Here is an 8,596-nt window from a genome sequence, read left to right as displayed (position 1 = left end):
GCTTGCTGCTGTTCTTGCGGTAGAACCAGCAACAAATAGTTTAATGAGTCTGGTTTGTTTGTACCAACCTAATCTACTCTTTCTCATATGGCTATCCTAGATTATTTTACTTATCTAGGACAGCCCCAAACATTATTATAGACAAATAGGTTAGACATAAGAAAGCGATCCATTAAGGGTCGCTTTTTTTATTGCCTATTGTTTGTTCAGAACAGATATTTAATATAATTATGGAATTGTTTCGTGTAAAAATTATTTTTATTGCTTTCAATAATTTTTACAGTGTAAAGCCTCGATTATCCTTCACGATTGCCGCTATTTTTTACAAGAATCTGACACTAATCCCTTGAAATATAATTAAATGATATTTGTACTATACAGTCACATTAGTATAATAGCGTACTTTTGTTGTTGATTTCATGTATAAAAGATATTAGTATGATTTCAGGATACCGAACAGATGATTGGACTTTTGTAGGTTTAATAATGAGTCATCACAGTCTAATTGATCAAAAGGTAAAACAACAGGGATGTTTGGAGATAAAAAATGCGTACCACCTTTCATTTAAAAACACTTACGTTAGCCATCACTGCTCTTTCTGTGGCTAGCATAGGTAATGCTGCTGGACTTGATCGTTCAGGTCAAGAAATCAAGGGTTTCTTTAACCCTGGTACATATGCTGAAGTTGATTTTGCTTATATCGATACTAAAGTTACAGCGTATGATAATGCAGGTGCTATTCGAACTTCACCTACTACTGAGATTCGTAACGGTATTACTTCAACAGAAGCCGCTTACGAAAAAGGTGTATCTACTGGCAATGCCACTCCTGATACATATACTTTTATGCGCTATGGCGTAAAAACTGATGTCAATGAAAATATTAGTGTTGGTGTATTTTATGATGAGCCGTTCGGTGCTGAAGTAGAATACTCTGGCGATAATACCTTTGTGTCTAAAGCTGGGAAACCAACAATAGCTGATTCCTCTACAGGTACTTCTGTTCCAAACGAAATCATTAACTCTTCTGTACTAGATCCTAATTACAATAAAAATACCAAGGTTAGTGTACATACAGAGTCTTGGACAGGTTTATTAGGCTATAAGTCTAATGGTTTCCAAGTATATGGTGGTCCTGTACTACAAAAAGCAAAAGCTGATGTACATCTGCGAGGTCAAGCTTATGGTCCATTAACAGGCTACGATGCAAACGTAAATACGGATACGGATTATGGTTGGGTCGCGGGTGTTGCTTACAGTAAACCTGAGATCGCTCTAAATGCAGCTTTGACTTATCGTTCAGAAATAGAGCATAAAACATCAATAGCTGAGAGAGTGCCATTGCTAGGGTCACCGCTAAGAAACATAGCATTAGGTAAACTTGGAATAGATCCAAACTCTGCATTGGGTCAATCCATTAGCGAATATGCTACTACGGAAGCTACTGTTACCACCCCTGAATCAGTCAACCTAAACATTCAAACTGGCTTGAGTGAGAAGTATCAATTACTAGGAACATTGGATGTACGTTGGGTGCCTTGGAGTGATTTTACTATCGTACCGCCTCTTTATAATGCTTATTCTAAAGCCGCTGATCCCAATGGTTTACCGTTACTTTCGTATGACAAAGACCAGTGGAAAGTCGATGTTGGCTTAGCCAAACGCTTTAACGAGAAATTGGCAGGTTCAGTGGTTGTAGGATATGACTCTGGTGCAGGTAATCCTGTCAGCTCACTAGGTACGATTGAAGGTTATTACAGCTTTGGTGGTGGTGTGAAGTATAACGTTACACCAGAGTGGGCAGTGTCAGTTGGTGGAAAGTATCTAAAATTTGGCGATGCGACGGGAGAATTACCTAACGGCAGTATCGTGAGTAAAGCAGAAGATAACGATGGCTACATAGCTGGCGTCAAACTTTCTTATCAGAGCTTGTAGTCAAACATAAAGGTCACATGCTTTTCAGTAATACGGATGCTCAGCGTAGTATCACTATAGATAAGGTATTGAGTGATTATAGATGCAAATACTTAATGCCTTTTTTATGAAAATATGTATCAGGTCTTATTAATCGCTATTAATTGTTTATCAATTTAATTTATATCAATTATTGAGTCAGTAATTAATAGACAACGGAATGTCTATCAATCATCCATGGAGGAAGAATAATGTCACCTAACCGTCATTCAATCTCAGCGGTATCAACCGCTAAAAAGTTTAAAACCCCGCTCAAAGCCAGTGTTGTGTTGCTGACGACTATGATACTAGCAGCGTGTAATACGACAGATGATCCTTCTTATAAGTTAGAAGATATTTTTAGCCCATTACCAGGCGCAACCGATAAAGAAGTAGAAAAAGCTAAAGCAGAAGCTGAGAAAGCTAAAGCTGAAGCCAAAAAAGCAAAGGAAGAAGCTGAGAAAGCCAAAGCAGAAGCTGCTGCAAAGATAGCCGCCGCTGAAAAAGCTGCCGAAGAAAAAGCGCAAGCAGCTATTAAGGCAAAAGAAAATGCAGAAGCTGCTGCTGCCGCTGCTGAAATAGCAAAGGCTGAGGCTATTAAGGCAAAAGAAGACGCCCAAAAAGCTTTAGAAGATGCTTTGGCAAATGGGGGTGGTTCAGAGGCTTTACAAAAAGAAGCCGCTCGTAAAGCTCAGTTAGCACAGCAAGCTCAAATTGCTGCTGATTCAGTTCAAGCTGCTGCTGTAGCTGCACAAGAAAAAGCCCAAGTCGAAGCAACTGCTGCAGCTGCCGCACAGACTGCCGCACTAAATGCAGCGGTCGCTGCAGAGATAAAGAATGCCGCTGAAACTAAAAAATCAGGTGTTCAGCATATTAGTATTGATGCTAGCATATTGAGTCAAGGAAAACTGACTACAACCACACGCGATTTTAAAATCACAGATGCAACCCAAGTAGATGCGCGAGCAGATACCGCTTCAGGAGGCTTGGTTTCTGATCCTGTCGTGCTAAAAGTCAGTGGTGATAACGATGTTCAAATAGCAGGCTCTAACGGCTTTAAATCATTTGAGAATACTACCAAAGTTAAAACTGCATCAATAGGTGAGGTTGATCTGGTTTATACCTCAACTTATAAAGACTTTGGTGATGAACTAAGAATTGCTCATATTGATGGCGTTGCCGGTCCATTACCTGTCAATGGTGTGGCGATAGTTGGTAATGCTACTAAAGCTGAAAATGTGCCAACAGAAGGTAGTGTCAAATATAGCGGTGATGCCACGTATCGCAAATTAGGTGTAGATAGCAATATTGAGTTTGGCACTTCAGTCTTTACCGCCGACTTTGTAGCTAAAAACCTAAAAGGTGATTTAACCTTCAATGATAAAAAAGTTGGCTTAGAAGCGACCATTGCGGGTAATAAATTCTCAGGTAGTCAGGGTGGCTATAATACTGATGGCGGTTTCTTTGGTGGTGATGCTCAGTACCTAGGTGGTGTCTATGAAGGCAATGGTGCTCAAGGTACTTATGGTGCGAAGAGTGACAAGCAAACGGCTGCAGAAAAAGCTGCTGTAGATGCTAAGGCGACGGCAGATGCTAAGGCACAAGCTCTAGCGGCTGCTCAAGTACAAGCGGCAGCCGCCCAAGCTGCGGCAACCAAGGCCCAAGCTGATGCGGCAAAGGCAAAAGCTGAAGCAGAGAAAGCTCAACAAGCGGCTGACAATGCAGGTAATAGTGGCGATGATCAAGCACTTCAAGAAGCCTTAGATAGAGCAGCAGCGGCGGAAGCAGCGGCAGAAAAAGCTAAAGCTGATGCAGCAATTGCCATTCAAGAAGCAGCAAATAAAGCGAAAGAAGAAGTTAAAGCGGCACAAGATAAAGTGACAGCCGCTCAGGCAGAAACGGCTGCCGCTCAAAGCGCTGCAGCCGCTGCTAAAGCAGAAACAGCCGTCGCTGAAAAAGATGCCGCTGCTAAGATTGCAGCAGCAGAATCGGCAGCTGCGAAAGATATAGCAGCTGCGAAAGAAGAGGCTAGAGTAGCTCAAGAAAAGGCTACAGCAGCTAAAGTGGCTCAAGATAAGGCGGAAGCAGATGCCAAAGCTGCACAGGATAGAGCCGCCGCCGCGGCAGCAGCACAAGCAGCAGCTGAACAAAAAGCTAAAGAGTTACAGGATCAGTTAGACAAGTTAACACCTAAAGTGCAGAGTGGTGTCCAATCGCTGAATATTGGCAATGCTTTCGTTACTACAGAGCGTGACTTTGTAGTTAATGCTGACGGCTCTCTCGAAGCTCGAGCTGATTTAGCATCAGAGGGTAAATTGCCAAAAGTTCTGGTTAATATATCTGGTAATAATGATATTACGCTCGATAATGGTTATAAGAGTAATGTCGATGATTCAACGACGATTGTCACTAGCCCAGAACTAGGTAGCGCAAGCATTCCATTAACGTACACCTCAGTCTATAAAGACTTTGGCAGTGATATGCGTGTCAGTCATATTAATGGTACAGCAGATGCTACTGGCTTGGGCATGGGTCCACTACCTGTAGATGGCGTTATAGTTGTAGGTAATGCCACAACAGCGGTGCCAACCGAAGGAGTATTCAACTACGCTGGTGATGCAACCAACCGCAAAAACGGTATTGGTAATGCTATTGAATACGGTACATCTGCATTCAAAGCTGATTTTGTCGGAGGTAAAATAGATGGTACTTTATCATTTGTTACTGCAGGGGACATTAATTTAAAAGCTGACATTACTGGTAATAAATTCTCAGGTACGGCAGCTGTCAACGGTGGCTACAATACCGAAGGTGGGTTCTACGGCGATGCTGCTAAAAACCTGGGTGGTATTTATGAAGGTAATGGCGCTCAAGGTACCTATGGGGCAATTAAAGGCAACGAAGTTATAGTAACCCCACCTGCGCCGCCAGTGAATGAAAATAACCCCGTCGATAGCAATATGACAGGCGTGCAAAGTTTCACCTTATCTAACGCTGACGCTATTGGTTTTAGATCATTCTGGAATGATAAGGATAGCAAAGGGGCTACTGACAGAAGTGACACTTTTGTTAACACTGGGGATGGTGATAATTTTACTGCTTTTGATAAGTTGACTGCACGTGCTGATTTAACTAAGCCTGACACGGTTGAAAAAAGCGTTACGGCGACAATAGCCAGCGCTGGTGATAGTGTTTACGCCAGTAACACAAAAGACTTTAAGGTATACAGTGGTTCAACTAACGTAAATGTTCTTAAGCCTTTTAAACTCTCCTTAACGCTACCTTATCAATCGGTTTATAAAAATTTCGATGAAGTAATGCAAATAGGCCATGTAACGGGCGATGCTAACTCTCCCTTTGGCAAAGCCGCTCGAGTTTCTAGTGTTTATGTACAGGGCAAACTAACTGCTGCTGCAGACATGAATTACATGAAAGATTTGGCTCAGTTTAACAAAGATACGGGTGTTAATGATGGCCTATTTAAATATGCGGGTAATGCAACTTATGTAGATAACCTACATTTTAATGCTGCTCATCGCACAGTAAAGGTAGACGGCGTTTCTAACTTCGATGTTGACTTTGTTAATGACACATTAACAGGTAACCTAGCATTTGATAGCATCGATAAGAGCATTGATATCAGCGCTGCTATTTCTGGTAATTCATTTGCTGGAACCAGCGCTAGCAAAGTTCAGACCTCAGGCGGATTCTATGGTGAGGATGCTAAGTTCTTGGGTGGCATATATCAAGAAGCATTACAACCAGGTGGTTCAGGCACGACTAACGGCACAGGAACAACGTTCCAAGGTACATTTGGCGCTGAGAAGCAATAAAATAATTTAAAGATAAAGCTAAAAAAGGCACCTTAGGGTGCCTTTTTTAGCTTTATCTTTCTTCAAATTGAATGAAGTGAGCAGCAGATTAATATTAAGTAATTTATAGACAAAAAAATGGTCTATTAAATTTTGAATCTATTTAAAAGGATTATAATTATTTTTATAAACTATAGTTTATTTATAAGAATCGTATTTTATGAGAGAAGATAAATATACATCACTTTTATCGGAAATATTTTCATAGATATTTAATCAAAAATACTCATATATATTGTTGAAATAAATGGTTTTATCAATCGTATTGATACGATTTATATCATAATTACAGCATATATTCAAAATATGACATTAATTTGTAACCAGATATTTTAATAGACATTATTTCATTTATTATAATTGACTTTTTACAGGTAATTTGTTTATCTATGCATGTTAATAAACTTATGTTTGTTATCTAATGCATCAACTAAACTTAAGATCTTCATGGAGGAAGATAAATGTTACCTAATCACCACCCAGTCTTGATGGCATCATCAGCAAAGAAATTAAATACTCCTTTAAAAGCCAGTGTGGTTATTTTAAGCGCGATTATATTATCCTCGTGTGCCAGTAGTGGTGGTGATAACGCAACTTCTCCAAATCCAACACCGGTTTTGCCTGGTGATGGGGGTAATGGCGGAGGAAGTGGTGCTATTAGCGAGTCTGAAAAAGCCATTAAAGCTGCAGAAGCAAAAACTAAGATAGCAGAAGAAGCGCTTAAAGTTGCTGAATCTAAAACCAAAGCGGCCACAGATGCGCTTAAAACTGCAGAAGAAAAGTTTGGTAAAGAATCGAAAGAAGCTGCTGCCGCTGCTAAAGCTGCTATAGACACTGCAAATGTAGAAGCAATTCAAGCGAAATCCGCTGCTGAAGCAGCTAGAATAGAAGCAGTCGCAAAAATTGAAGCAGCCGCAAAAGCATCTGCAGTAGAAGTAGACGCTGCTAAAAAAGCAGCAGCAGCAGCAGTAGCAAAAGTAAAAAATGCTGAGGATAAGGTTCAAGCAGCTGATGCCCGTGTTCTAGCAGCAGAAACTAAGTCCAAAGAAGTACAAGAGTCACTTAATGCAGAGATCGCTGCTAAAGAAGAAGCCAAACAACAAGCCACGTCAGCAAATAATCAAGCAATGGCTGCCCAAGCACAAGCTGTACTTGAAAAGCAAAAAGCGGCAGCAGCACAAGCTGAAGCAGACAAAGCCAAAGGGGAGCTTGCAGCCGCCGCAAAAGCATTGGCGGACGCAGAACAAGCCTTAGCAGATGCCCTAGCTTCAGGTAGTGGTAATAGCGCCGCCTTACAAGCAGAAGTGGATCGTCGCAAAGTAGCCCTTGATGCCGCTAATGCCCAAATAATAGCTGCCCAACAAGCCCAAGCTGAAGCTGCTTCTGCTGTCGCGGCCCAAATAGCCGCCGCAAACAAAGCGGCACAAGAAGCAAAAGACGCTCTAAAAGCAGCTACCATTAAGAACGCCCCTGAATCGAAGAAAAGCGGCGTTCAATCACTGAATATTGACCCAACACCTGCTGGTCTACCTGATGCCTTTAAAGCTAACAGCCGTGACTTTGAAGCCACTGTTAATAGTGTTGAAGCTCGAGCAGATATTGCATCAGGTGGTTTATTGCCAATAGTCAATATCACTACTTCTGGTGCAGATGATACTAACTTACAAGGCGGTTTTAAATCACATGATGATAGTACTGGTATTACCACAACTGCGCTTGGTGTTTTACCGCTGACCTACACCTCAACCTATAAGGATTTTGGCGATGACATGCGCATTGGTCACATCGACGGTGCAGCAGCGGTTGGTACAATACAGTTGCCAGTCAATGGGATTGCCACAATAGGTAATGCCACTCAAGCCGCTAATATGCCAACCGAAGGTAAGGTTGGATACACAGGGGATGCGACCTATCGCAAACTCGGTTTAGGTCAAGACATAGAGTTTGGTAAATCGGTCTTCACAGCAGACTTTGTCGCCAAGAATGTCAAAGGTGATCTTACCTTTGCTAATGCCGGTAAAATTGGTTTAACTGCTGGCATCAACGGCAATCAATTCTCAGGCACGGCTGCCAGCAATGCAGGCTATGCAACCGAAGGTGGATTCTTTGGTGGTGACGCGCAGTATCTAGGCGGTGTCTATGAAGGTAACGGCGCTCAAGGTACTTATGGTGCCAAGAGTGACAAACAAACCGCTGCACAGCAAGCGGCTGCCGAAGCTCAAGCAGCGGCTGATAAAGCCAATGCCGCCATTGCTGCTATCCAAGTTCAAGCGGCTGCTGCCCAAGCGGCGGCTGATAAAGCAAAAGCGGATGCTGCCAAAGCGCAAGCTGCATTGCAAAGAGCAGAAGAGGCGTTAGCCAATGCGGGTAATGGTACAGATCAGTTGGCAGCAGCATTAGCAAGAGCCGAAGCCGCTGAAGCTGCTGCACAACAAGCGGCATCAATGGCAGACGCTGCAAGAGTCGCCGCACAAGCTGCCCAAGCTGCTGCTGAAGATGCCGCTTTAAAAGCCCAGGCTGCTGCTGATAAAGCTGTCGGTGATGCTAAGGTGGAAAAAGAAGCAAAAGAAAAAGCCTTACAAGCACAGAAAGCAGCAGAGACGGCTAAACATGTAGCGGAAGCTGCTAAAGCAGAGTCGGAAATTGCTAAAAATGAAGCAATTGTTGCTAAAGCTAGTGCGGAGCGCGCAAGAGATGAAGCCATAGCTAGAGCAAAGGCTGCAGAAGCTAGAAGCTGCTAACAAGTTTACAGCTCCAGATTCGAGAGTAT

3 protein-coding genes and 1 pseudogene are annotated in these 8,596 nt (G+C 42.4%); 3 read left to right on the top strand and 1 reads right to left on the bottom strand.

Annotated features, from left to right (window positions below):
- Window positions 1–87 (bottom strand): annotated as a pseudogene (locus JMX75_RS09025) (IS1595 family transposase); the annotation flags it as partial.
- Window positions 88–547: 460 nt separating this feature from the next.
- Here JMX75_RS09025 and JMX75_RS09020 point away from each other — a divergent pair.
- The 3 genes from JMX75_RS09020 to JMX75_RS09010 all read left to right on the top strand — a co-directional run bounded on the left by JMX75_RS09020 (window position 548) and on the right by JMX75_RS09010 (window position 8,567).
- Window positions 548–1,936, top strand: coding sequence for an OmpP1/FadL family transporter (locus JMX75_RS09020; protein ID WP_201532071.1), 1,389 nt, complete (start codon window positions 548–550; stop codon window positions 1,934–1,936).
- Between the two features lie 230 nt (window positions 1,937–2,166).
- Window positions 2,167–5,787 (top strand): transferrin-binding protein-like solute binding protein, encoded by a 3,621-nt coding sequence (locus JMX75_RS09015; protein WP_201532070.1) that lies wholly within the window; start codon window positions 2,167–2,169, stop codon window positions 5,785–5,787.
- A gap of 500 nt (window positions 5,788–6,287) precedes the next feature.
- Window positions 6,288–8,567 (top strand): transferrin-binding protein-like solute binding protein, encoded by a 2,280-nt coding sequence (locus JMX75_RS09010; RefSeq protein WP_201532069.1) that lies wholly within the window; start codon window positions 6,288–6,290, stop codon window positions 8,565–8,567.
- Window positions 8,568–8,596 lie beyond the last annotated feature (29 nt).

The sequence above is a fragment of the Psychrobacter sp. LFX-11D genome (assembly GCF_904846475.1).
Taxonomy (GTDB): Bacteria; Pseudomonadota; Gammaproteobacteria; order Pseudomonadales; family Moraxellaceae; genus Psychrobacter; species Psychrobacter cryohalolentis.
This window is presented reverse-complemented; position numbering and strand designations above follow the sequence as displayed.

Excerpts from the sequence above, each read along its gene's own strand:
- JMX75_RS09020 (WP_201532071.1), top strand. The coding sequence starts at position 548 with ATGCGTACCACCTTTCATTTAAAAACACTTACGTTAGCCATCACTGCT.
- JMX75_RS09015 (WP_201532070.1), top strand. The coding sequence starts at position 2,167 with ATGTCACCTAACCGTCATTCAATCTCAGCGGTATCAACCGCTAAAAAG.
- JMX75_RS09010 (WP_201532069.1), top strand. The coding sequence starts at position 6,288 with ATGTTACCTAATCACCACCCAGTCTTGATGGCATCATCAGCAAAGAAA.